We start from the raw sequence: 24,199 nt of genomic DNA, 5'->3' as shown, positions 1-24,199 counted from the left end.
CCGCGTCGTGCACGGTCTCGCGCGATCCGGGGAATGAGTCCCCGCTTCTCTCGGACACAGGCGTAAACGGGGAGCCGGTCCCCGGTTGTTCCTTCCGGGAGTGTGACCTGGGTCACTCATGCGGCCTCCGTCGCGATACCCCTGATCGGGCCAACCCCGCGCGCGCCCCCGCACCTCCCGACACAGGCTGATCGGAGCGCAGGAGACGCAGATCGATCCGCAGATCAGAAGGGCGCCGCATGGAGAAGACCCCCCGGCGGATAGGCAGACCCGTGGCCCTGGCCGCGGCCTCCGCCCTCGCGCTCGCCGCCCTGGTCTCCGCCAGCACCACCCTCCCCGGTCCCGCGCCCGCCTCGGCCGGCCCGGTGGCCGCCGGGCCCGGCGAGGCACCGCTCGGCCCCTGCCGGATCGCGACGACGCTGGGCGTGCAGATGTCCGAGGGACTGCCCACCGCCCCGGGATACGCCCGCTCCACGGGCAGCGTCCGCGCCCTCAACCTGATGATCGACTTCCCGGACGCGCCCGGCGACGGCACGGCGCTCGCACGCTACGAGGAGTTCTTCCCGCAGACCGCCGAATGGTTCCGCACCAGCTCCTACGGGCGGCTGCAGTACGCCCCCGAGGTCCCGATACCCGACTGGGTACGGATGCCCCGGCCGTTCTCCTCGTACGGGATAGAGCGCGGCTCCCCCTACGAGCCGGGCTACCGCGGGCTCGTCGAGGACGTCGTGAAGTCGGCCGACCCCCTGGTGGACTTCAGCGCGTACGACCTGGTCAACATCCTGGTCACGCCGAACGCCGGCCCCTCGGCCCTGGACACCGTGCTGTCCGTGACCTTCTCCGGCAACGACGACGCCCCGTACGCCGACGGCGTCCCCCTCGCCAACACGTCCTTCGTCTACAGCCGGCAGGACGACGGATCGGGGTCGTACTCCGAGACCGGCTACCGGGTGCTGCCGCACGAGAACGGCCACGTCTTCGGCCTGCCCGACCTCTACACCATGGACGGCGGCGGGACCGTCGGGCACTGGGACATCATGTCCGAGGACTGGGGGGCCAACAACGACTTCCTGGGCTGGCACAAGTGGAAGCTGGGCTGGCTCGACAACGACCAGGTCGGCTGCGCGTCCGGCACCGGCACGAGCGACCACATCCTGACGCCGCTGGCCACGGCCGGCGGCCCGAAGCTGGCCTTCGTCCCGCTCGGCGAGCGCTCGGGGTACGCGGTCGAGGTCCGCACCCGGGACGGCAACGACGAGGCGGTCTGCGAGCCGGGCGTCCTGATCTACCGCGTGGAGTCGGACGTGGACACCGGCCACGGCCCGGTGACGGTGGCCGACAGCGACAAGGACAGCGGCGGCTGCACGCGCCGCCCCAACGTCCACGCGGAGCTCTCGGACGCCCCGTTCCGCCCGGGCGAGACCTTCACGGACCGGGCCAACGGCATCCGGATCTCGGTCCTGGAGGAGGACGAGAACGGCGCGTTCCGCGTCCGGATCACCCGGTCGTGAGGGTGCCGTCGGGGGCGTCGCGCGGGCTCTGCCACGGGCGCCGTGCCGGCACCCGAGCCCGATCCCCGACGGTCAGCCCGCCGTGAGCTCCGCCCTCAGCTCCCGCTTGAGGATCTTGCCGGTGGGATTGCGGGGCAGCTCGGACTCCCGCAGGACGACCCGGGCCGGCACCTTGAAGGCGGCGAGCCTCCCGCCCACGTGCGCCCGCAGCCCGTCCGCGGTCACCGTCGCCCCCGTCCGCAGCCGCACGACGGCGGCCACCTCCTCGCCGAGCACCGGGTGCGGGACGCCGAGCACGGCCGCGTCGGCGACGTCGGGGTGCGCGTGCAGGGCCGCCTCGACCTCGACGCAGTACACGTTCTCGCCGCCGCGGATCACCATGTCCTTGAGCCGGTCGACGACGGTGACCCGCCCGTCGCGGACATGGGCGAGATCGCCGGTGCGGAACCAGCCGTCCTCCGTGAAGGCCTCCCGGGTGGCGGCCTCGTCGCCCCAGTAGCCGCGGATCAGGGCCTGCCCGCGCAGCAGCAGCTCGCCGACGCCGTCGGCGTCCGGCCGGTCGACACGGACCTCGGTGGCGGGAGTGGGACGGCCCACGGACCCGGGCCACCGGCGGTACTCGGCGCCGAAGTTGGCGAGCACGCCGCCGCAGGTCTCGGTCAGCCCGTAGCCGTTGCGGGGCTCGATGCGGTCCCCGTAGCGGGCGGTGAGCCGGGCGACGATCTCGGCCGGCGCGGCCGCCCCACCGGTGTTGAACATGACGAGCGAGCTCAGCGGGTCGCCGGTGCGCTCGGCGAGGTCGAGCAGCTGGAGCGCGGTGGTCGGCACGCCCGCGTAGTGGGTGACGCCGTGCTCGCGGATCAGCTCCAGCGCCCGCGCCGCGTCCCATTTGCGCATGAGGACGAGCGAACCGCCGGCGGCCATCACCGAGTAGAAGGACGTGAAGGCCGCGACGTGGAAGAAGGGGAAGGTCGTCAGCGAGACGGGGGCGGCGCCCTGCCCGGGGATCGTGCCGCGTCCGAGGGCGGAGGCGGCGGCGTAGTAGCGGGGGTTCATCGCGGCCCCGGCCTGCGCGAGGTGGGTGGCGACGGCCCCCTTGGGGCGGCCGGTGGTGCCGGAGGTGTACATGAGGGTGGCGTCATGCTCGGGCAGCACGTCGACGAAGGGCGGGCCGAGGAGGGAGTCGGTGTCACGCACGTACGCCCGGAAGCCGTCGACGCCCTCCCCCTCGGCCTCCCCGCCGCCTCCCTGGCCTCCCTGGCCTCCCTGGAAGACGATGCCGGGCACCCGGTGCGCGCGGGCCCAGCTCCGGACCCGGCCGACCCGCTCGCCGTCGACCAGCAGGACGCGGGGCCGGCAGTCGTCGAGGACGTACGCGAACTCCTCCTCGGTCCACCAGGCGTTGAGCGGCACGGCGACGAGGCCGGCGAGCTGGGCGGCCCAGAAGGCGATCTGCCACTCGGGGTGGTTGCGCATGGCGACGACGGCCCGGTCGCCGGGCCGCAGACCGTAGGTGTCGACGAGGAGCCGGGCGAGCCCGCAGGCCGCGTCGAAGAACTCCCGGTAGCCGAGCACCCCGTCCTCGGAGTACAGGAACGGCCGGTCGCCGTAGGCCCAGGTGGCCTCCACGAACTCGCGGAGGGTCCGCGGCCCGTCCACGTACACGCCGTCCTCGACGGCGAACGGCGCTCCCGGCGCGGACAGCCGGGCGGCCACCGCGGCGGCGGCCGCGGTCACGGCGTCCTCTCCCGGCGCGGTTCCGGCTCCCGTGCCCGGGACCCGGCGGGGGACCGGGACGGCCGCGGCGTGTGCCGTCCCCGGCACCGGCGCACCCGCCGGCCGCGGCTCCCCCACCGTCTCCGGTACGTGCCCCGCCGCTCCCACAGCGGACGGATCGGTGTGCGACGCGACCACGATCGTCGTTCCCTTCCCAGCGCCTGCTCGGTCCGGGAGGGCGTGACACCCGCCCTCCCGGACCATCGATTCCGGACTGCACACATAATGCGCGAGTGAGCGACCTTCCCGTCCCCCTGGCCCAGGAGCAGATACCTCCGGGCACTCGCGCCTGGCACGCGGCAGACGCCGAGCGCTGGCGTGCCGCCGGCCCCGGGCGCTGGGCAGAACCCCTGTGGCCCTTCCTCGCCCTGCTGGCGACGGCCGTCTGGTCCATCGCGGAGGCCCCCTACCCCGTCTGCACCACCGCCATCCCCTGCACCACGGACTGGTCGGGTGTGTCCCTGGCCACGATCCAGGTGCTCACCCTGGTGCTGCTGCGCCGCCACCCGGCGCTCGCCCTCACCGGCCTGGTGGTGTCCGTCGGCGGGCTGCTCCTCGAGGACGCCCCGGACGGTTCGCCGGACCTGCTGGCCGCGTCGAGCGTGGCGCTGCTGCTGGCCGCCCTCTACGCCGCCGCCACCCTGATCCACCGCCTGGTCTGCGCGAGGCAGCAGCAGCTGGTGGCCCTGGAGGCCGCCGACGCGGCTCGCGCCCCGCTGCCCGGATCCGCCGGGACGTTCCGTCGCGGCCGGGCCTCGTTCGCCCTGGCCTCCCTGCTGCTCGCGGTGTCGGTCTTCGCCGTCTGGCAGGGGGAGCGGGACGCGTCCGCGTTCGACGAGCGGGTGGCACGGGCGACGCCGGCGACCGCCCGCGTCACGGGAAGCGACGTCGACGGCGGCACGCTGACCGTCCGCTCGGAGGCGCTCGGCACGCACACGGTCGAGGTGCTCTTCCCCGAGAACCACCCCGTCGGCTCGCGCCTGGACCTCCTCGTCGACGGCGACTGGATCCGGCCGGCCGCCGAGCCCTACGACACCATCGGCTGGGAACTGCTCCTGCTGGTGTCCTCCGTGCCCGGTCTGGCCTTCCTCACCGGCGGCCTGGTGGCGCGCGGTCGCGCGGCGCGGCTCCGCGCCGAGCCGGCGCCGGTCCTGCGGGTCCTGCTCGCCTCGCGGCGGAACGACACCCGGACGTGGTTGCACGCGGCGGACGACAGGGCGGCCGAACGGCCGCTGCTCTCCTTCCACACCCGGTACGTCTTCGAGGAGGGACACCCGGAGGACGGCTTCGACGACGCCGACCGCTCGGAGGACGAGGACGACGACCTCGACGACGACTTCGACGAGGCGGGCGAGGCTCCGCGGCTGCGCGAGGCGGTGCTCTACGGCCTACCGCACGCCGGCGCCGAGCTGGTGTTCACCTCCGCCCTGGAGGAGGGCGGGCCCCTGACGGAGTGCACCGCCTCCCCCGCGCGCCCGGCAGCGCCCCTGCCGCCCGACACGACCTCGCGGCGACGCCCCACCGCGGACGTCGTCGCGGCGCTCCCCCTCTCCCGGGAGGCACTCGCGTGGTCGGCGGACACCGGCGCGCGGATCAAGGGGCTCGGCATCCTCCTGATGGGGGCGTTCGTCCTCGGGGTCACGTTCGACGACGGCCTCTCCTGGCGCTCGATCGTCACCGCCCTCGGGCTCCCCTTGTACGCCTCCGCGGTCGCCACCGCCCTGAACTGGCGCGTCGTCGCGGACGACAAGGGCCTCTGGATGTGCGGCGCCTGGCGCGTCCGGCACGTCCCGTGGGACGCGGTCAAGGCGGTCTCCCACGTCGGCGACGGCATCCGGGTCGGCGTCCCGGACGACGAACTGCGGCTGTCCCCCACCGGCTGGTCCTGGCTCGACCGCCGCCTGGGCCGCCGCTCCACGGCCCAGGACGCGGCGGAGACCCTCCGCGTCCTCGTCCACCACCCCGAGCTCCGCCCCCGGACCTCGGCCACCCACCACGGCCTCCCCCTGGGCCCGTACCTCACCGCCGCCGCCGTCCTCTGGACGGGCACCGTGCTGTTCCTCCTCTGACACCCCCGAGGCGGCGCCTCCTCGTGCGGAGCCCGCCCGGCCCGGACGTGCTCCGCGACGAGGAGGAAGCGGGCCGGGCACCGGATCAGGGACCCGTCCCGGACGGCCGTGCCGAATCCGGTGTGCCTCCTGTCGGACACCCGTGCGATCATGCGGCGAACTCCGCGACGAAGATCGCGACGACACCGCTCCTGGGGGGACCGGGAATGCCAAGACCGCCGGTTACTGCGCCGAGATCCGCGCCGTACACCGCTCTGCTCGCCGCACTCACGCTGGTGCTGTCCCTGCTGCTGCCGATCCTGCCGGTCGGTCCGGCCGGAACCGCACACGCCGAGGAACTGCCGGCCGTCGCCGACTGCGTGACCGTGCCGGTGAACGAGTACGGCACCGCGCCGACGGCCACGACGTCGGCCGAGACCTGCAAGGCGTTCACCGCGGCCACCACCGGCCCGTACGACGTGTTCGGCGTCGCGCCGGTGGAGGGCCGACGCGCCCGCCTGGCGGTGTACGACGCCGCCGGTGCCGCCGTCTGCGCCCCCGAGGGCGCCTGCCGACTGACCGCGGGCGACATCTACCGGGTGATCACCGATCAGCCGACACTGATCCTCGACCGCTCGTCGACGCAGGGCTGCTCCCCGACGGCACCCGGCCGCCACACGGGTGCTCTCGAGGCACCCGGTGCGATCGACTGCCTGACGCTGTCGCTGCCCGCGGAAGCCCACGTGGAAGCCCTCACGCCACTGAAATCGCCGCACACGGTGGAGGTCGTGGACGGCACGGGCACGACGATCTGCGCGGCGGGCGGGCTGGCCGCCCACACCTGCGAGCTGACCGGTCCCGCCCCGCACCGCGCGCTGGTCTCCACCACCGACGTCGAGGCGCCGACCGGCACCTACCACCTGGCGCTGCATCGCACCGACGTGCCCGACGAGTGCCAGGCCATCCCCGCGGGCGACTTCACGTCGTCGACCCCCAAGGCGACCGTCGCCCTGGCGGCCGACGTCTTCTCGTACTGCTTCACGATTCCGGCGGACGACCACTCCGCCCACGAGTTCGTCCGGCCCGAGGCCCTCGACGGCACGTGGATCAGCACGGGGCCCGCCACGGGCGAGCCCACCCGGTGGTCCCAGGCCGAGCACACGGTCCTGGACGCGGAGGGCGTGCGGGTCTGCGACACCAACTGCGCCCTCGCGCCGGGCACCGCCTACACGGTGCTCGTCCGTACCACCCTCCGGGACAAGTTCTCCGTCGTGCGCCGCGACGTGACCGGCACCGCCCGGGGCTGCCCGGCGCAGTCCGCCGTCCCGGCGGGCGGATCCTCGAGGAGCGGACCGCTCGGCTTCTCGGGCACCGTCTCCTGCCACCAGGTGACCACCGACGACGCCGGGGACGCGGTGTACCTCGACGCCACGGCACAGGCGACCGTGTACGACGGGTCGGGCCGAGGGACCCCGTGTGCCGGGGGTTGCACCGTCACCGGCACGACGCGCTATCAGGTGGTCATGACCGCCCCGTACCGCCCGGCACCCACGTACCGGCTGGACGCGATGCGTATCTCCACCCCGGCGGGCCCGGCCCCGCAGTGCGCGAGGGTGCTGAACCTCCGCGACGGCTACGGACCGGTCACGGGGACGCTGGACGACGAGCACGTCGCCGACTGCGTGTCGTTGCCCACCGCCTCGAACGACGACCTCTGGGTGTGGGTCAGGGACCCCGCAGGAACGGCCTACACGGCAGTCGCCTCGCTGTGGGACGCGGAGCTGAACGACACGTGCCGGTCCGAGCGGGGCGGCTCACGCTGCACGCTCGGCGGCGGTTCCGCCTCGACGGCACCTTCCCCGAGCATCCTGGTGCTGGGACGGAGCGCGACCCGGACCTCCTACCGTGCCGAGGTCGAATGCAACCCGTACACCACACGCCTCTGCGGCGGGGTGCCGGTCTCCGTCTCCTCCGTCTCCCCGACGTCCGCGCCGCGCGGCTCGCTCGCGACGCTCACCGTGCACGGCAGCGCTCTGAGCATCAAGGACACGGTGCAGCTGACCAAGGACGGGAGGACACTGACGGCCAAGCCGGTCGCGGTCTCTCCCGACGGCCGGTCCCTGACCGTGACCGTGGGCCTGAGCGTCGCCGTCCCCGGCGACTGGAGCGTGCGCGTCGCCGCCTTCGGCAAGGTGTATCCCGCCGGCACGTTCACCGTGACGCCCGCCGTCTCGGGCCTCGGCAGCTATGTGCCGCTCCCTCCGACCCGCGTGATGGACACGCGCTACGGCATCAACGCGCGCCGGGCCAAGGTCGGCCCGGGTGAGACCGTCCCGCTGCTCGTCACCCAGGGCTACGTACCGAACGGCGTCAGCGCGGTCGTGCTGAACGTCACGGCGACCGGTCCGAGCACCGCCGGCTTCGTCTCCGTCTACCCGGACGGCACGCCCCGGACATCGGCCTCCAACCTCAACTTCAAGGCGGGGCAGACCATCCCCAACCTGGTGGTCGTGCCGGTGATCAACGGCTACGTGAACTTCTACAACAAGGCGGGCTACGTCGACCTCGTCGCCGACGTGGCCGGCTACTACGTCACCGACGGCTCGGGAGCCACCTTCAAGCCCGCGGGACCGACCCGGCTGATGGACACCCGGGACGGAACGGGCGTGGCCAAGGCGAAGGTGGGGGCGCAGGGGTCGGTCACCCTGAAGGTGACGGGCACCGGCGGGATCCCCACCACCGACGTCAAGGCGGTCGTACTCAACGTCACGGCGACGTCGCCCACCGCGGCGAGCTTCGTCTCCGTCCATCCAGCCGACCAGAGCCGCTCCTCCGCGTCGAACCTGAACTTCAGCGCCGGTCAGACGATCCCGAACCTCGTCGTCGTCCCGGTCGGGAAGGACGGTGACGTGACCTTCTACAACCACGCCGGATCGGTGGACCTGATCGCCGACCTGGCCGGTTACTTCACGATGGACGCGACCGGGTCCGGGTACCGCCCGCTGGCTCCGACCCGGCTGATGGACACGCGGGACGGGACCGGCGTGGCCAAGGCGAAGATCGGGGCTCAGCAGACGGTCACCCTCGAAGTCGCCGGCAGGTCCGGCATCCCCGCCACCGGGGTCACGGCGGTGATCATGAACGTGACCGCCGTCGCGCCGACCGCGGGCAGCTTCGTCTCCGTGTTCCCCGACGGGGTCGTACGCCCCTCCGCGTCGAACCTGAACTTCACCGCCGGGACGACCATCCCCAACCTGGTCGTCGTACCCGTCGTGAACGGGAAGGTGAACTTCTACAACCACGCCGGGTCCGTGGACCTGCTCGCGGACGTCGCCGGGTACTACACCTCGTAGGACCGGCAGGGAGGCCGCGGCCGCCGCCCGGCGGCCGTGCTTCGACCTCGGCAACGCCACCATCCGCTCCGGTGGTGATCACCCCGGCAGATCACCACACGCGTCCGCTAGGCTGTCCCCGGTACCTCTCCTGGCTTTCCCACAGGAGGGGCCGGGGACACGCATGACAGGCCCCGCCCCACCTGAGGCCAGGGACCGGGCACCACCGACGTGTAGTCATCTTGGGTGGAGAATCCTCGCCGGAACCTCCACACGGATTTCCACACACCCCGCCTTCGTAGCTCAGGGGATAGAGCACCGCTCTCCTAAAGCGGGTGTCGCAGGTTCGAATCCTGCCGGGGGCACAAGCAAAGGGCCGGCTCAGGGGAACGCTCCCCGGAGCCGGCCCTTCGTCATGAACGCGACCGTGCCACCTACGCGCCGCAGGCGGCGGACCGCTCCCGTCCCGAGCCTGGCGGATCTTCTCCCCGCGCTTCCCCGCGATGTGCGATCGCGGCCACTCGTCAGGTGCGGTGGATCAGCAGCGCGGCCCGGGTCGTGCTCCATCCCATCCGCGTCATGAGCTCCCGCGTACTCACCCCGGCCCTGGACGCCAGGGTGTTCCCGGTGTGGCGCAGGTCGGAAACGTGCACGCTCTCGCTATCGCTCAGAAGGGGCGGGAGATCCCGTGAGCTGCGAGTGCTGCCGTGTACCGCTGGAGCTTCGCACTCAGGTCGGCCTGGAGGAGACTCGCCACGTAGTGGGCCTCCTCCAGGTCACCGGCGGCACACAGTTCGACGAGCTCGGCGACATTGCTCTGCAGGACACTGAGTGTGTCCCCCTGGATCAGGACACCGGGAAAGTTGCGGCTCGGCAGGCGAACCACCGCGTCGTTACCCCCGTCGGTGAACAGCTCGGCCTGAACTCGTTCCATCGGTGCCCCCGTCTCAGTTTGCTCTCACTCAGCTCCGTTCACGGACGTCCCGACCACACCCAGAACCGGCACCGGCACCGGCCGAGCCGCCGACCTGACGTGAACGCAGACGAGCAGCCTCGTACACGACGCCGTACGGCAGCAACAGGCTCGGCAGAGGTGCACGCGACAACACTGTCAGAGCCGGGGTCTACGGTCCCCGACATGAGAACCAGACCATCGGCACGTTGGCGCACCCGCGTGGACGAGGAAGCGACAGAGGTCAGTGCCGGGACACTCGCAGCGAGCGACGCCTTCCTGGCCGAGCTCTTCCCCGAGTCGCTGCTGGCGGCGACTGACAGGGCGCTGCTTGCGTTCGAGTCGGATGTGAGGGTGCTCGGGGCCCTGGACGACGAGCAGGTCTTCGAAGCGATCAAGCGCGTCGTCCTGGTGCTGAACGAGATCAATGAGGCCCACGACGGTGCCGGCTATGAGACCGGCGAGCGCGAGGAGTTGTGCCTCTACATCGATCAGACCTTGACGGAGCACGGCATCGATGTCCCGGCTCTGGCTTCGAGGCGAGGCATCGACCGCACCGAGATCACGGACGACTGGCGCGACTGGTGACACCGCTGGACCAGCACGGATGACGCATCCGCGCCGTGGATCGGCTCTCCGAGCAACAGCACGGGTGAACACCGAAGTCGCCCTCCCCAGTCGTAGAGCGGTCCCGTTGCCATACCCCCAGACGCGCCGACCACCTGCCACAACGCTCCCGGCCGTCCTCCCCCGCGGCTGCGCCGGCGTGCAAGGATGCGCCCCGTACAGGTGATGATCTTGCAAGGGGGGCTTCCACGCTCATGGCCATTCGTTCCGCCCGTATACCGTGCCGCAGCGCGTCGAAGGTTGCGCAGCCCGGCGGCGAAGAGCTCGCGACATGTCGCTGACTCGCCGCACCGTCCTGACCGCCGCGGCGGCCGCGGCCGCCGCTCCCGCCATCGCCCCCGTGGGGACCGCACCGGCGACCGGCCCCGGGGTCACCCTCGCGGCCGAGTCCGTCGCCGAGAGCCTGCCGGCGGCCGGATCGGACGCGCAGCACAGGTTCGATCTGCGAGCCGAGCCCGTCGATCTGTTCGGCAAGGAGATCCGGCTCACCCAGGGCAGGGTGCACCAGCAGGTCGCCTTCGATCCGGTGACCGGTCTGGCCTACGTGACGCAGGTCATCAGTGACGGCCGCCAACTCGCCGACGAGCCCGCTCCGGTGCCGGGCGGCGAGCGCGATCGCCGGGGCGATCTCTGCGTCAACGAGGTCGCTCCCGAAGGCACCGTCCGCGCCGTCATGTACCTGAGGAGCGTCGGCCACGGCGGCGGACTCGGCGTCGAGCACGTCGACGGCCGTCCCTGGCTGTGGCTGGAGACCGACGCAGACCCCGTCACCAGCGGCTTCGCCCACGGCAAGCGCATCGGCCGTGTCGCGTTCGCCCCCGACGCCGTCGTCGACGCGGGGAGCGACCGGATCGAGGTGTTCGACCCCGTCCCGGAGCACTCCGCCGTCACCCCGTCCCTGGACGTCGTCCACGGCCGGATAGGGGTACGTACCGGAACGTCCGGCGCCGGGGAGTACCGCGTCTACGACCTCGACGCCTTCAAGCGCCGCGTCTTCACCCCGCTGTACCGCTTCCCGGCCCTCTACCGCACCCAGTCCTGGTGTCTGTACGGGGACCTCGTCCATCAGAACGAGGGCGCCGCCTACGGCGTCGACAACCCGCGTCCCGGCAATTCCTGGTGGAACGTCTACGACGTCACCACCGGCCAGATGATCGAGCGTCGCTTCAACGCCACCGCTCTCGACCTCTCCCACCGCGAGACCGAATCCCTCACCGTCCGCCAGACGCCCGACGGGCCACAGCTCGTCTTCGGCTTCGCCACCCAAGAACCAGGACCGCGCCGCATGGCTCTCTACGGCATCACCAGCACCACCGACGGCACCGGCGACCACGTGCCGTGGACCAACCTGGACTACGACTCCACCCTCTACACCCCCAACTCCGGCAACTACGTTCCGCAGTACCGCCAGCAGGGCAACCGCATCGACCTCCACCTCCGGCTGTCCCGCGCCGACGGCACCCCGTGGACCAACGGCGAGAAGATCCTGACCCTCCCGCCGCACATCCGCCCCAACCGCACCCAGGGCATGGTCGGTCAGGTCAGCGGCGCGGGGGTCTCCGACTCCCTCACCGTCCGCTGGGAGGTCCTCACCGACGGCTCGCTGGTCCTCTTCGACCAGCGCAAGCTCACCGGTTGGATCGGGCTCGACGCCGGGTTCTTCACCAGCTGAACGCTTCCACGACGAGGTGAAGACCCGCCCTCCCGCTCTCCTCGGGCGGGTGGCGCGGGTCCGGACCTGCCGGGGCACGGAGAAACAGCGGGCCTGGGGCCCTGCCGGCCGAGCGGGCGGCAGGGCCTCCGGTCTCGCATTACCTGTACGGCACCCAGGGGTTGACGCCGAGGGCGCGCAACTCAGCCGGACCGCGGCCGACTTGGCAGGGACGGGTGACCTGACACGACGTCCGGAGTGCCCGGGGAACGGGGCCGTTCGCGACCGCACGGGTAACATCGGTGGCTCCAGTGGGCCGTTCGTGGGGGCGGAAATGGTCGCGAGGTACTTCGTCTCGCCGCACGGCGGTCGTCGCGCCTACCCTGACATCACGTCCGCGCTGGCCGCTGCGGCCGGACGGGGCCGGGCGGCGCTGGTCGAGATCGCGCCCGGTCGCTACGAAGAGGCGCTCACCGTTCGGGGCGACGTCCAGTTGGCCGCGCTCGGCGATCCGGGCTCCGTGGTGGTGAGCCGGCCTCGCGGGGCCGTCCTCGACGCCCTCGGGTCGGTTCGTGTGCACGGCCTCGTGCTGATCGGCCGCGACGCCGACGTCGTCGGCTGCCACGCGGGAACGCTCACGCTCGAACACTCGGACATCCGGGCGTACAACGGCGTCAGCGTGCACGCGAGGCCGAACACCTCCGTGACGCTGAGGGACAGCGTGATCCTGCATGGCAGAGCCCTCTTCAGCGGGTCCGAGGGACTCGTCGAACGGTGCCGGTTCACCGACGCCACCGACAACGCGATCGCCGTGATCGAAGGCGCCCGCGTCTCGGTGCGGGACAGCTGGATCGGCGGAAGCATGATCCACGGCGTGCGGGTCAGCGGTGCACGGGCCCAGGTCACCGGGTGCGAGCTGACGGGCACCGGAAAGGCGGCCGTCATGGCCGACGCGCAGGCGGAGCTCATCGTCACCGACTGCGCGATCGACGCCGTGCACACAGAGGCGATCATGTTCATCGAGCAGTCCCGGGGCTCCGTGGACCGCACGCGCGTCACCGATGCGCAGCACGGGATCGCGGTGGCGAGTGGTGCCGACCCGGTGGTACGGAACTGCGTGTTCACCGCGTGCCGCGACACCGGCATCAACGTCCAGACGTCGGGGCGCGGCAGGTTCGAGGACTGCGAGGTCCACGCCGCGGGCAACGTCGGGGTCTTCTCGACCAAGGGCGGGGCTCCCGAGGTCCACGGCTGCCGCGTCTCGGGAGGCAACGTCGGCATTGCCGTCACGGATGCCGCCAGAGGCCGCTTCACCCGGGTCGAGATCGGTGACCTGACGAGCGTCGCCCTGCGGGTCTGGGACGAGGCCCGGGCCGTGTTCGAACACGTCCGGGTGGAGCGCTGCCCGTCGGGCCTGGAGACCCGGGGCAACGGAGGCACCACGGCCGATGTCACCGACGCGGTGTTCCATGACTTCGGCATGTCCGCGGTGGAGGCCCTCGGCCAGTCCCGGGTCACGCTCAAGGGCGTGGTGGCGAAGCGCGGGCCGCTGGGCTTCGGCGTGGGCGAGGACGCTCAGCTCTTCGCGTACGACTGCGAGGTCGAAGCGGTGAGCTCGGGCGGGGTCGTCGGCTTCGGCAAGGCGAGGCTCGTCGCGAAGAACCTCACCGTGACCGGCTCGGAGGCGTTCGGCCTCTACGGGACGGGGTCCGCCCGCCTGGACGTCGTGAACGGCGAGTTCGTCGACTGCGCCGCCGGGGGTGCGTATTTCGACGACACGTGCGGCGGCAGGATGGTGGACTGTTCCGTGACCGGACCACAGGGTGTCGCCGTGCAGAACAACGGCCGCGTCGACCTCGTCGCGCTCCGCACGTCGCTGCCGGTCGTCGAGCAGACCCCACGGTCCGCCGAGAGTCCGCCGACCATCGTCAACCACTACGAAGGTCCGGTCTTCAACGCACCGGTCCACGGCGCTCAGCTGGCGTGGAACAACACCAACGCCATCCAGCAGCAGACGAATGAGGACGGTTCCCACACATGAACGATCCGCAGCACGGCGACAACCACCACGGACCGGTCTTCAACGCCGCGGTCTCCGGAGCCCAGTTCGCCTGGAACAACGACACCGTCACCCAGAACCAGCAGAACAACGGCGCGGTGGCCCCGGGCTTCGAGGCACTCGCCACGCTGGTCACCACCCTGCTCCGGGAGCTGCCCCGAGCCGGCCTCGCCGATCCGGACCGCGAGGATGCCGAGTCCGCGGCCAGGGAAGTGCTGGCGACGATCTCCGGGCCGGACGCCCCCGAGGGCGGCCGGCTGCGCCGCGCGCTCGCGATGCTGAGAGGAGCGCTGGCCCCGGTCGCGACCGGAGTGGCGGCCGGTACGGCGGTGGGGGCGCAGGAGTGGGCACGGACGGCGATCGAGGGTCTGACCGGCGTCCTCTGATCAGCGGCTGCCGCGACCGGCCGGGTGTTCTCCTCCAGGGGACGGTGCGCCCGGGATCCCGCCCCTACCGCCGGCACGTCAGGCGCATCTGGCCCGCCGCGTGGTGGGCGTGCTCCAGCGACGGGTTGCCCCAGTCCTGGCCGCGGTCGAGGAGGCGGACGGTGAAGACCGTGGTGCGCAGGGTGTAGTTGCCGGCCCGGAGCAGCTCCCCGTGGTGCGCGGTCTGGTCGAGGGTGAAGGCGGCGTACGGCGTTCCGTGGTCCAGGAGTTGGTAGACCGAGGGGTCGCCGGCCGCGTCCGCGGGGCGGGGCGGGTACGGGATGTGGACCGAGAGTTCGCAGCTCGTGTAGCCCGGGCTGACATGCCAGGTCCAGGTGGCGGAGTTGTCGTGGTCCTCCGTCGGGCTGCCCGACATCGGCATCGCCGAGAAGCGGCCGTCGCAGCCCCCGCCCCGGTAGCCGCCTCTGGTGACGGTGTACCAGCCCTCGAAGCCGTCGGCGTAGCGGCCCGTCTCGTGGTAGTCACCGCCCGTGCAGCCCGGTCCCGCCCACACGGTGTAGGAGGGCGGGCCGGAGGAGTCCGCGGGGCCCCGCGACGGATGGGTGGGCGCCGGAGCGCCGGACACGGGTGGCGAGGTCCGGGCGGGCGCCGGGGAACTGGGCGTCCCGGACGGCTCGCCGGGGAACTCGGTGGGGCCGATCCGGGTCGGCAGCGTCCGTACCGGCGGCTCACCCGCCGCCGGGGGCGGCGCCTCACCGCCGCTCAGGGTCACCACGGCCACCAGGCAGCCCGCGCCCACGGCAAGCACCGCGAGCACGATCCAAGCACGGCTTCCCCGGGACGGGGGCTCGGGGTCCACGCCGCCACACCGGGGGCAGACCATGCCCGGCAACGGACCCCGGTGCCCGCCGACGCATTCTTCGCACGCCATAGCGGGACACCTTACGGCCGTTTCCGCCGTAGGGGACCGGCTCTCAGCGAAGTTCCTCCGGGCACGCCGTACCGCGCGGAAAGATCTTGTAAGGGGCGGCGAGCCGGTAGACGCCCGCCTTCGGGGCCACCAGCTCCGTCCACTCGTCGCCCTCCACGTCGGCCTCCGTCTTCAGCAGGCAGCCCTCCGCGTTGCGGAAGACCTTCGGCAGTTCGGTCGCCGACGCCTCCCGGGCCGCCTTCGACGCCTCCGTCTCCTGCGGCGGTTCGATCTTGCCGCCGTCCGCGTCGAGCAGCGCCAGCCAGGGCGAGTACGGGACGCGGATCAGCACCCTGCCCGGGGCGTCGACGCGGATGACGACCTGGTCGGCGCCCGCCCGCTCGACCTCGGCGGGCGGCGCGGCGAGCGGCGTCGGGTCGGTGACCCGGTAGAGCCGCCAGTTGGCGTCGGACCAGACCTGTTCCAGGTACGGCAGGCCGTCCCCGACGAGCTCGGCCTCGCGCTCGGCGCCCGAGTCGGGCGCCCCGGTCGGGAGCACCACGTAGTGCACGGCCCAGCGGTCGAGCCAGTCCTGGTAGTTCGCGGCGTTGAGGGTGTCGTCGTAGAAGAGCGGGTTGCGCTCCATGTCCGCCTGCCGGTTCCAGCCGCGGGCGAGGTTGATGTACGGGGTGAGGGCGGAGGACTCGCGGTGACTGGAGGCCGGGACGACCTCGACGCGGGCCTTCTCGGCCCCGCGCACCTGGAGCTGGTTGATCAGCGGTGCGACCTCGCGGGCCCAGGAGGCGTCGGGGGCGGTGCGGATGACGTCGTCGACGCCCTTGAAGCCGATCCAGACGTTCAGGCCGGCGAAGGCGAGCAGGACCGCGTACCACTTGCGCGAGCGCGGCACCGTGTACGGAAGGGCGGCCAGCAGCACCACACCGGCGAAGAGCATGACGAGCCGCGAGACGTTGGAGCCGATCTGCGAGTCGACGGCCCAGGTCAGCAGGGTGCCCACGGAGTAGACGGCGGCGCCGGTGCGGACGGTCCGCCAGTCGCGCGGGACCAGCAGGAAGACCAGGACGCCGAAGAGGAACGGCAGCGAGGTCGAGGCCCAGGACATCGGCTGCGTACCGGAGAAGGGGAACAGCCAGGAGGAGAGGGCGACGACGAGCACCGGGGCGAGGCCGAGGGCGTAGGCACCGGGGCGCCGCCGGTTCAGGAAGAGCGCCGCCGCCGCGACGCCGAGGAAGAGTCCGGCGACCGGGCTGCAGGCGGTGGCGATGCCCGCGAGCGGCGCGGCGACGGCGGCCTTGGCCCAGCGCTTGTGGCGCCAGCGGTGCGGCCAGCAGAAGACGGCGGCGACCGCGCCGAGCGCGAACATCATGCCGAGCCCGAAGGTCACCCGCCCCGACAACGCGTTGCACAGGAAGGCGAAGACGCCGGCGAGCGCGCAGGCCAGCGGATTGCGCACGGCCCGGACCCGGACCAGGATCAGCGCCGTCAGGCCGGCCGAGACCGTTCCGGCGATCATCATCGTCGTCCGCACCCCGAGGACGGACATGAGGTACGGGGAGACCACGCTGTACGAGACCGGGTGCATCCCGCCGTACCAGGCGAGGTTGTACGCGGAGTCGGGATGGCGGCCGACGAACTCGGCCCACGCGTCCTGGGCGGCGAGGTCGCCGCCACTGTTCGCGAACAGGAAGAACCAGAGGATGTGGGTGAGGGCGGCGACCCCGGTGGCGATCATCACCGGGTAGCGGCGCCGGCGCCGCGCGGGGCGCGCCGGACGGTCGGCCGGGGGATGTGCCGCGGCGGGGCGAGGGGCCGGGAGATCTATTCGCGCCGGTACCCGGGTACGCGGATGCGCGGCGGCCTCGTCGGCGCGTGTCGGCTCGGCGGTGGTCACTGCGGCCCTCTCCCGTGCTCCTCGTCCCCGGAACGCTAACAGGTGCCGGGCGCGCGGCGCCCCGGGAAACCGGGGCGCCGTACACATCGGCCGCAGGTCAGCCCAGACGGGTCAGCTTCCTGTCGAAGCCGGGCTCGACGAGGTCCTTCTGCAGCGCGACGGGCGCGCTGACCGCACCGGCACCGGTGCCGATCGAGATCTCGCCGACGACGTCGCCCGCCTTGGCGACGTGCGGCACTGCCTTGCCGCCGTCGGTCAGCCGGAGCTGCACCTTCAGGCCCGGCCAGCCGATCGCCTTCAGTTCCTTGGTCGCGACCACCGGGGTCGTCCCGCCGAGCCCGTCGTCGACATGGCCGACGACCTGGCCCTTGCGGACCACGGCGGCGGAGGTCACGTCCGCCTGCGCCTTCTGGATGATCTTGAGGCTGTAGTCGATGGCCAGCTGGAGCTTCTGGTAGAGCTGGTCGGCGTCCTTGGCTCCCATCACCACACCGAGGATGCGGCGGTTCTTGCCGTCGACGACGGTGTTCGCGGACCAGAGCAGGTTGCCGCCCGCGGGGGTGGAGGAGCCGGTCTTGATGCCGCCGACACCCGGCTTCAGCAGGATGTTGTTGTTGTTCTCGATCTGGCCGGGGATGCCTTCGACGGTCAGGTTCGGCATGTTCACGATCTCGCGGAACACGTCGTTCTGCATGACCGCCTTCGCCAGCTTCAGCTGGTCGAGCGGGGTGGAGACGGTGGTCGCCTGCAGACCGGACGGGTCGGTGTAGACCGAGTCGGTCATGCCGAGGTCCTTGGCCGCGGCGTTCATCTTCTCGACGAAGGCCGCCTCGGAGCCGGCGTCCCAGCGGGCCAGGAGCCGGGCCACGTTGTTGCCCGAGGGGATCATGAGGAGCTGGAGCAGCTCCTTCTCCGAGTACTCCTGGCCTTCCTTGATCGGCGCGGTCGACTCGTTCGGGGCCTTGGCCTGCTCGCCGGCCTTCTTGTCGACCGGGATCTCGGGGCCGTTCTGGCTCCCCTTGATCGGGTGGTCGCGGAGGATCACGTACGCCGTCATCGTCTTGGCGACGCTCGCGATCGGTGCGGGCTTCTGCGCACCGTACGTGCCCAGCGAACCGACGCCCTCCACCTCGGCGGCGCCCTGGCCCTCGGTGGGCCACGGCATCTGCAGCTCCCCGCCCTCGAAGGTGAAGGTGGGCTCGGCGGTGAGGCCGAGCACCGGAGGGGGCAGCGGCCGGACGAACTGCACGATCGCAAAGACGATCAGCAGCAGCACGACGAGCGGCGTCCAGATCCGCACGCGCCGCACGGTGGTGCGGAGCGGGGTCTGGGGCGGGGGCGGGGTGTTGGTGAGCTCCGCGAGCAGGTCGAGGGGCGGCAGCGGCGGCATGGGCTGCTGCCTGGTCCGCTCGGCCTCGGCGAGGGACGCCGGCGGTACGGGCGCGGGCGCCGGCACCTGGACGCGCGGGGCGGCGGGCGCGGCGGCGTCCTCCGCCGGGGCCTCGGGGAGGTCCTTGCGCAGCGGCACGAAGGTGCTGGGGCGCTCGGCGGCCGGCTTCGCGGCGTCCGGGGCCGGGGCGGGCTTCGAGGCGGGCTTCGGGGCGTCCGGGGTCGGCGGGAGCTTCAGCGCGGTCGTCGGCTGGTCCACCGGGGCCGGGCGGACGGTCTTGAAGACGGCCGTGGGCTGGTCGACGGGCTTGGCGGGCGCGGGGGCCTGCGGGGGCTCGGCGTCCGTGTCGGTGCCGGACTCGTCGGACTCCGCGGCGGCGGCCGACGGCTCGTCCTCGGCCGCGGCCTCGGCGGGCGCCGCGGCGGGCTTGCGGGAGGCGAACCAGGACTCCGGCGAGGAGGCGGGCTCGGCGGAGTCGGTGCCGGCGGGCTTGGCGAAGTCGGTACCGGCGGGCTCGTCCTCGGTGGAGTCGGCGGCGCCGGAAGCGGGTTCGTCGGCGGCGGCCGGCTCGGCGTCGGCCGTGTCGGCCTTCTCGGACTCGGGCTCGTCGGTGGCCTCGGCGGAGGCCACGGCCCCCGCATCGCTCTCGGCCTCGGCGGCCGGCCGGTCCGCCGGGGCGGGCTCCTCGTCCGCCTCGGGCTCGGCGGGCTCGGGCGCGGCCGCCTCGTCGGCGGGGGCTTCGGTCTCGGCCTCGGCGGAGGCGTCCGCCGCGCTCTCGGCGTCCTCGGCGCGCTCCTCGGTCTGCGTGTCGTCGCCGGAGGCGACCCAGGCCGCCACCGCCGCCCGCAGACGGTCGCCGTTCGCCTCGGGAGCGGCGTCGCCCCCGGACCCGTCACCGGCCTCCGCCGCGTCCTCGGTGGACGCGGCGGCCTCGGAGTCGGTCTCGGAGTCGGTCTCGGCCGTGGGCGTGCCCGCCTCGGCCTCCGGCCCGGTCTCCGTCTCGGGGACGGCAGTGCCCGCTTCCGCGGCCTCGGACGCAGCCGCGGCGTCCTTCTCCGCCGCCGGGGCGTCGTCCTCGGGCATCCGCGGAGCCGGCGACCGGAAGACGGCGGTCGGCTGGTCCACCCGGACCGCGCCCGGGGCCTCCGCCGTCGTGGACGAGCCCTCGGCCTCACGGAGGACGGAAAGCCTCGGATCCCGGGCACCGCCGCCCGGAGCCGCCCCCTGCGAGGACTCCTTCTGCTCCGCCTTGTCGGGGGACTCGCCCGCCACCGTGCCTCCTCCATGCGTCATGCGTACGTCCGAACCATGTACCAGTGTCCTGTGTGAACCCCTTGGCTCCCGTGCTAGACGAGAACGACATACCTACTGGTTCCCGTACGAACCACCCAGGCACTCTCGACAGATGAATGTGAGAGGGGTCACCCTGTGACTCATCCACGCGGGGAGGCATGGATGGGCAGGAGCCGCAGAACAATTCCGGAGGAGCTTCTGCTGCTCGCTCTGGACCCGGCCACGGGTACCACAGCGCAGCCGCAGTCGCTCGACCTCGGCCTCGCCGGAGCACAGCTAGTGGAGCTGGCTCTGGCAGGACGGATAGCCCCTGACGGGGATCGTATCGCCGTGGTGATGCCACGGCCGACCGGAGATCCGACTCTGGACTCCGCGCTGGAACTGCTGCGCAGGCGCGGCAGCCCGGTTCGGGCCGTCCACTGGATTGGCGGGCCCCGACTGGGGCTGCGCCAGATTTACCTCGCTCATCTGGAGCGGTGCGGCATGGTGCATGCCGTCGAGGGCCAGATGTGCGGGGTGCTGCCGACGACTCGCTACCAGGCGACGGACACGGCGATCAGCCGGGACATCAGGACCCGGCTGGACAGTGCGATCCGCACCGGCGTACCGCCGGACCCGCGGACCGCGGCGCTCGCCGCGCTGGCCCACGCGGTCGGTCTCGGCAAGCACTTGTACCCGGGGAACGAAGGACGGTCGTCGCGGTCCCGGCTGCGCGACCTGATCCGGCACGACCCCATGGGCGGCCTCGTGGCGCATGCCGTGATGGACGTCCAGAACGGCGTGGCCGCCCAGCCGCGCCGCAACTCCGCGGCGGGTGGCGGACGTCCCTCGGGCGTTCCGGAGCAGCCCCACCGCGGCAGCATGGCCCGCGCCGCCGTGCACTGAGCACCACAGAACCGATCCGGGAGCCGCAGCCGTGTGCGGGGTGGTCACACGACCGCCCCGCACACGCGCGCCACGGCCCTCGCCTCGGGCATCGCGCCTGCGTGACGGCTGCGTTGTCGTCATTTCCCAGCGCACACCGCACCTTTGGTGGCAGTCTGCCAAGCAGTAGATACTCACAGCTACGCAGGCCGATTGTCGGAGGTGCAGTTTCCGTGGCGTCCAGTGTCAATCCCACCGTAAGGCGACGCCGTCTGGGTCAGGAGCTGCGCCGGCTCCGGGAGCAGAAGAACATGACGGCCGAACAGGTCGCCGAGCGGCTGCTGGTCTCCCAGTCCAAGATCAGCCGCCTGGAGAACGGCCGCCGTTCGATCAGCCAGCGCGACGTCCGCGACCTCTGCGGGGTCTACGAGGTCGAGGACGAGCGGGTCGTCGAGTCCCTCATGCAGATGGCCAAGGACTCGCGCCAGCAGGGGTGGTGGCACGCCTTCGGCGACATCCCGTACAGCGTCTACATCGGCCTGGAGACCGATGCGGAGAGCCTGCGGGTGTACGAGCCGCAGGTCATCCCCGGCCTGCTGCAGACGCACTCCTACGCGGAGGCCGTGATCACCGGCGCTCTGCCCGAGTCCGCCGCGGCCGACATCGACAAGCGCGTCACCGTCCGGACCCGCCGCCAGGAGCGCATCAGGGACGTCGAGCGTCGCCTCCGGCTGTGGGCGGTCATCGACGAGGGGGCGCTGCGCCGGATCGTCGGCAACAAGCAGCTGATGATCGAGCAGCTGGAACATCTCGTCGAGCAGTCGCACCTGCCGCACGTCACCGTCCAGGTGCTGCCCTTCGACATGGGCGCGCATCCCGGCATCAGCGGCCACTACGCGATTCTCGAATTCCCGGACACGTCGGACTCCAGCGTCGTCTACATCGAGGGCGTGACCAGCGACCTGTATCTGGAGAAGGCGCAGGATGTCGCGAAGTTCAGCGTGATGTACGAGCACTTGCGGGCACAGGCGCTGAATGTCGAGCAGACCCGGGAGTTCATTTCGGACATCGCCAAGGAGTACGCGGCGGGAAATTAGGGAGGAAACGCCGCCAGAGGGAGCCACCCCCGCGGAAGAGGCCCGCACGGTACACCCCGCCCGGGCCCCAGCGGAAGCCCGCTTGGAATATGCCATCCGGTCGAGTGAACGCCCGCCCCATATGGCGGGGCCGACGAGTAGCGTCGATCACGCCAGCAAGAACGTTGGCGCGACACCTACTGGCAGAACCGGAGTCAAGAACATGGCGATTACTCAGGGCGCTACGGACACCTGGACCAAGTCCTCCTATTCCGGCGGGAACGGGGCCTGTGTCGAAGTCAAGTCCCCCGTCGTGGCCGCGATCGCGGTGCGGGACTCCAAGGCACCCGAGGGCCCTTCCCTCGCCTTCGGCCCCGATTCCTGGAACCTCTTCGTCGGCGAGGTGAGCACCGGAACCCTCTGAGCGCGTGCGCGCACGGGATCGCACGGTGTTAAGGAAAGAGCCCTCTCGACCGGTCCGCCGTCCTGGCCGAGGGGGCTCGGCTTCGTTCGTGCACGCCCCTCACCTGAGTTCGTCGACGTAGCGGTCCGTCCCCGGCACCGTCGGGACGAACGGTGCCAGCAGCTCGACCCGTCCCGCCTCCCCCGCCAGGGACTCCAGGCCGGCGAAGTGCTCCTGCCAGCAGTCGCGGGGATCGCGTTCCAGGAACCAGAGCAGAGTCAGCCGGGTGTCGACGCCCTCGACCTGCTTCACGTACGTCATCCGGTCCCCGGGCAGGGGCGTCGGCCGGAAGACCGTGACCATCGCCGCCGGTGAGCCGGCGAGCCGCTTCGGGAGTTCCCGTGAGCGCAGCCGCTCCAGGAGTTCCGCCCGCTCCGCGGGCCCTTCCGCGTCGACGACCTGGAGCACCAGGCCCGCGTAGGGGTGGTCGAGGGCGTGGAAGTCGCGGGGGCCGGCGGCGCCGTCACGGTAGACGGTGGCCACGTGGTCCTGGAAGGCCGTGAAGACGTGGGTGCGGTCGTGGTAGACCCGGCCGTCGCGGTTGAGGCGCTTGTTGATGCCGACGGTCCACTTCATGTGCTCGTCGTAGCGGCCGTCGGTGATCCAGTACGTGGAGAGGTAGCAGCCGGCGGTGACCGGCTGGGCGATCGCCGACTTCTCCGGACGGCGCAGCTCCTGCAGCTCCCGGGTGGCGACCCAGCGGCGGCCCGCGTACATCCAGGGCATCGCCATCGCGCCCGCGTAGTAGTGGTCGTCCTCGTACCAGCGGTTGTACGCGAACTCGTGGCCCGGGTGCGGCTCGACCATGGTGATCAGGGCGTGCCCCGGGCGGACCCCGTAGGGGCCCACGGCCGCCAGTTCCGCGTACGTCTCGCTCCGGGTCTCCCCGTGGTCCTCCGCGTGCGTGTCCTCGCCCATTCCCGACCCCTTCCCAAGTCCGGTGGAGCCACCTACTCTGACGGGCCGTCAGATAATTGGCCAGACTCGGGAGGCGCCCGGATGCTGCTCCAGGGAAAGACCGTGGTCGTGTCGGGCGTCGGCGCCGGACTCGGTCATCAGATCGCCGCCGCGGTCGTCGCGGACGGGGGCAACGCCGTCCTCGGCGCGCGCACCGAGGCCAACCTCGCCAAGTCGGCGGCCGAGATCGACCCGGCCGGGCACCGCACGGCCCACCTGCCCACCGACATCACCGACGAGGCGCAGTGCGAGGCCCTCGCGGCTCTCGCGGTCGAGCGCTTCGGCGGGATCGACGGCGTGGTCCACGTGGCCGCCTGGGACAGCTACTTCGGCGGGCTGGAGGACGCCGACTTCGCCACCTGGCAGGGCGTCCTGGACGTGAACCTGCTGGGCACGCTGCGGATGACCCGGGCCTGCCTGCCGGCGCTCAAGGAGCGGGGCGGGGCGGTCGTCCTGATCGGTACGCAGTCGGCCGTGGCGGCGCCCTCACAGGTCCGGCAGGCGGCGTACGCGGCCTCGAAGGGGGCGCTGACGTCGGCGATGTACTCGATGGCCCGGGAGCTCGGCCCGCACCGGATCCGGGTCAACACCGTCCTGCCGGGCTGGATGTGGGGTCCGCCGGTGCAGGCGTACGTCCGGTTCACGGCGCACACGGAGGGGGTGCCGGAGAGCGAGGTGCTGTCCCGGCTCACGGAACGGATGGCGCTGCCCGAGCTGGCGACCGACGCGGACGTCGCCCAGGCCGCGACCTTCCTCGCCTCGGACCGCGCACGGGCCATCACCGGACAGTCCCTGCTGGTCAACGCCGGTGAGCTGATGCGGTAGCACCTCGCGGGACCGCCCACCCAGGAGCCGCACGGCGCGGGATGCCGTGCGGCTCTCTCGTGCCCTGAGTTGTTCACAATCATGAACACAGGTCAATGACCCGAACGATTTTACCTGCTCTTGACCCTCCGGTCCGTTGTCGTGAGCGCGCGATTCCCCACACCATG

General features: G+C 72.1%; 18 protein-coding genes and 1 tRNA gene. 12 read left to right on the top strand and 7 right to left on the bottom strand.

The window, feature by feature from the left end; genetic code table 11:
• Window positions 1–239 precede the first annotated feature (239 nt).
• Window positions 240–1,511 carry a M6 family metalloprotease domain-containing protein gene (locus tag ACE1OA_RS20120; RefSeq protein ID WP_356774777.1) on the top strand — a complete coding sequence of 424 codons (1,272 nt, stop codon included), beginning with the start codon at window positions 240–242 and terminating at the stop codon, window positions 1,509–1,511.
• Window positions 1,512–1,583: 72 nt separating this feature from the next.
• Here the strand turns inward: ACE1OA_RS20120 and ACE1OA_RS20115 are convergent, their stop codons facing one another.
• Complete coding sequence (locus ACE1OA_RS20115; RefSeq protein ID WP_432753164.1) at window positions 1,584–3,248, bottom strand: class I adenylate-forming enzyme family protein; 1,665 nt, start codon at window positions 3,246–3,248, stop codon at window positions 1,584–1,586.
• Window positions 3,249–3,520: 272 nt separating this feature from the next.
• Here ACE1OA_RS20115 and ACE1OA_RS20110 point away from each other — a divergent pair, with 272 nt between their 5' ends.
• From ACE1OA_RS20110 to ACE1OA_RS20100, 3 genes are all read left to right on the top strand, one after another.
• Window positions 3,521–5,356 (top strand): hypothetical protein, encoded by a 1,836-nt coding sequence (locus tag ACE1OA_RS20110; protein WP_432753163.1) that lies wholly within the window; start codon window positions 3,521–3,523, stop codon window positions 5,354–5,356.
• A gap of 206 nt (window positions 5,357–5,562) precedes the next feature.
• Complete coding sequence (locus ACE1OA_RS20105) at window positions 5,563–8,688, top strand: hypothetical protein (RefSeq protein ID WP_432753162.1); 3,126 nt, start codon at window positions 5,563–5,565, stop codon at window positions 8,686–8,688.
• A 271-nt stretch (window positions 8,689–8,959) separates the two neighbouring features.
• Window positions 8,960–9,032: transfer RNA gene (locus tag ACE1OA_RS20100), tRNA-Arg, on the top strand.
• 159 nt (window positions 9,033–9,191) lie between these two features.
• Here ACE1OA_RS20100 and ACE1OA_RS20095 read toward each other — a convergent pair.
• Both ACE1OA_RS20095 and ACE1OA_RS20090 read right to left on the bottom strand, forming a co-directional pair.
• Window positions 9,192–9,320, bottom strand: coding sequence for a hypothetical protein (locus ACE1OA_RS20095; protein WP_384872229.1), 129 nt, complete (start codon window positions 9,318–9,320; stop codon window positions 9,192–9,194).
• Window positions 9,321–9,334: 14 nt separating this feature from the next.
• Entirely contained in the window at window positions 9,335–9,601 is a 267-nt protein-coding gene (locus ACE1OA_RS20090) for a DUF6959 family protein (RefSeq protein WP_384872226.1), read from the bottom strand.
• Between the two features lie 240 nt (window positions 9,602–9,841).
• On the opposite strand from ACE1OA_RS20090, the gene ACE1OA_RS20085 reads away from it, so the two are divergent.
• From ACE1OA_RS20085 to ACE1OA_RS20070, 4 genes are all read left to right on the top strand, one after another.
• The gene (locus ACE1OA_RS20085; RefSeq protein ID WP_386540270.1) at window positions 9,842–10,207 is read left to right on the top strand and encodes a hypothetical protein; all 366 of its coding nucleotides are present in this window, start codon (window positions 9,842–9,844) and stop codon (window positions 10,205–10,207) included.
• Window positions 10,208–10,517: 310 nt separating this feature from the next.
• Window positions 10,518–11,918 carry a signaling protein gene (locus ACE1OA_RS20080; protein ID WP_432753161.1) on the top strand — a complete coding sequence of 467 codons (1,401 nt, stop codon included), beginning with the start codon at window positions 10,518–10,520 and terminating at the stop codon, window positions 11,916–11,918.
• Between the two features lie 313 nt (window positions 11,919–12,231).
• Window positions 12,232–13,938 carry a right-handed parallel beta-helix repeat-containing protein gene (locus tag ACE1OA_RS20075; protein ID WP_432753160.1) on the top strand — a complete coding sequence of 569 codons (1,707 nt, stop codon included), beginning with the start codon at window positions 12,232–12,234 and terminating at the stop codon, window positions 13,936–13,938.
• Window positions 13,935–14,342, top strand: a complete 408-nt coding sequence (locus ACE1OA_RS20070) for a hypothetical protein (protein ID WP_432753159.1) — start codon at window positions 13,935–13,937, stop codon at window positions 14,340–14,342. Before ACE1OA_RS20075 ends, ACE1OA_RS20070 begins: the two co-directional genes overlap by 4 nt.
• A gap of 64 nt (window positions 14,343–14,406) precedes the next feature.
• Here ACE1OA_RS20070 and ACE1OA_RS20065 read toward each other — a convergent pair whose 3' ends face one another.
• The 3 genes from ACE1OA_RS20065 to ACE1OA_RS20055 form a co-directional block, all read right to left on the bottom strand.
• On the bottom strand, window positions 14,407–15,159 hold the full coding sequence (locus ACE1OA_RS20065; protein ID WP_432753158.1) for an adhesin: 753 nt from the start codon (window positions 15,157–15,159) through the stop codon (window positions 14,407–14,409).
• Window positions 15,160–15,316: 157 nt separating this feature from the next.
• Window positions 15,317–17,164 (bottom strand): MFS transporter, encoded by a 1,848-nt coding sequence (locus tag ACE1OA_RS20060; protein WP_384872210.1) that lies wholly within the window; start codon window positions 17,162–17,164, stop codon window positions 15,317–15,319.
• 97 nt (window positions 17,165–17,261) lie between these two features.
• The gene (locus ACE1OA_RS20055) at window positions 17,262–19,847 is read right to left on the bottom strand and encodes a D-alanyl-D-alanine carboxypeptidase family protein (RefSeq protein ID WP_432753157.1); all 2,586 of its coding nucleotides are present in this window, start codon (window positions 19,845–19,847) and stop codon (window positions 17,262–17,264) included.
• Window positions 19,848–20,009: 162 nt separating this feature from the next.
• On the opposite strand from ACE1OA_RS20055, the gene ACE1OA_RS20050 reads away from it, so the two are divergent.
• The 3 genes from ACE1OA_RS20050 to ACE1OA_RS20040 all read left to right on the top strand — a co-directional run bounded on the left by ACE1OA_RS20050 (window position 20,010) and on the right by ACE1OA_RS20040 (window position 22,211).
• Entirely contained in the window at window positions 20,010–20,732 is a 723-nt protein-coding gene (locus ACE1OA_RS20050) for a GOLPH3/VPS74 family protein (RefSeq protein ID WP_356602844.1), read from the top strand.
• 212 nt (window positions 20,733–20,944) lie between these two features.
• Entirely contained in the window at window positions 20,945–21,808 is an 864-nt protein-coding gene (locus ACE1OA_RS20045) for a helix-turn-helix domain-containing protein (RefSeq protein WP_356602842.1), read from the top strand.
• 202 nt (window positions 21,809–22,010) lie between these two features.
• Window positions 22,011–22,211 (top strand): DUF397 domain-containing protein, encoded by a 201-nt coding sequence (locus ACE1OA_RS20040; protein ID WP_147978409.1) that lies wholly within the window; start codon window positions 22,011–22,013, stop codon window positions 22,209–22,211.
• A 99-nt stretch (window positions 22,212–22,310) separates the two neighbouring features.
• Here ACE1OA_RS20040 and ACE1OA_RS20035 read toward each other — a convergent pair whose 3' ends face one another.
• Window positions 22,311–23,168, bottom strand: coding sequence for a hypothetical protein (locus tag ACE1OA_RS20035; protein ID WP_432753156.1), 858 nt, complete (start codon window positions 23,166–23,168; stop codon window positions 22,311–22,313).
• Between the two features lie 81 nt (window positions 23,169–23,249).
• On the opposite strand from ACE1OA_RS20035, the gene ACE1OA_RS20030 reads away from it, so the two are divergent.
• Entirely contained in the window at window positions 23,250–24,032 is a 783-nt protein-coding gene (locus ACE1OA_RS20030; protein WP_356602838.1) for an SDR family oxidoreductase, read from the top strand.
• Window positions 24,033–24,199 lie beyond the last annotated feature (167 nt).

It is taken from the genome of Streptomyces sp. JL2001 (genome assembly GCF_050917515.1).
In the GTDB taxonomy this organism is placed as follows: Bacteria; Actinomycetota; Actinomycetes; order Streptomycetales; family Streptomycetaceae; genus Streptomyces.
This window is presented reverse-complemented; position numbering and strand designations above follow the sequence as displayed.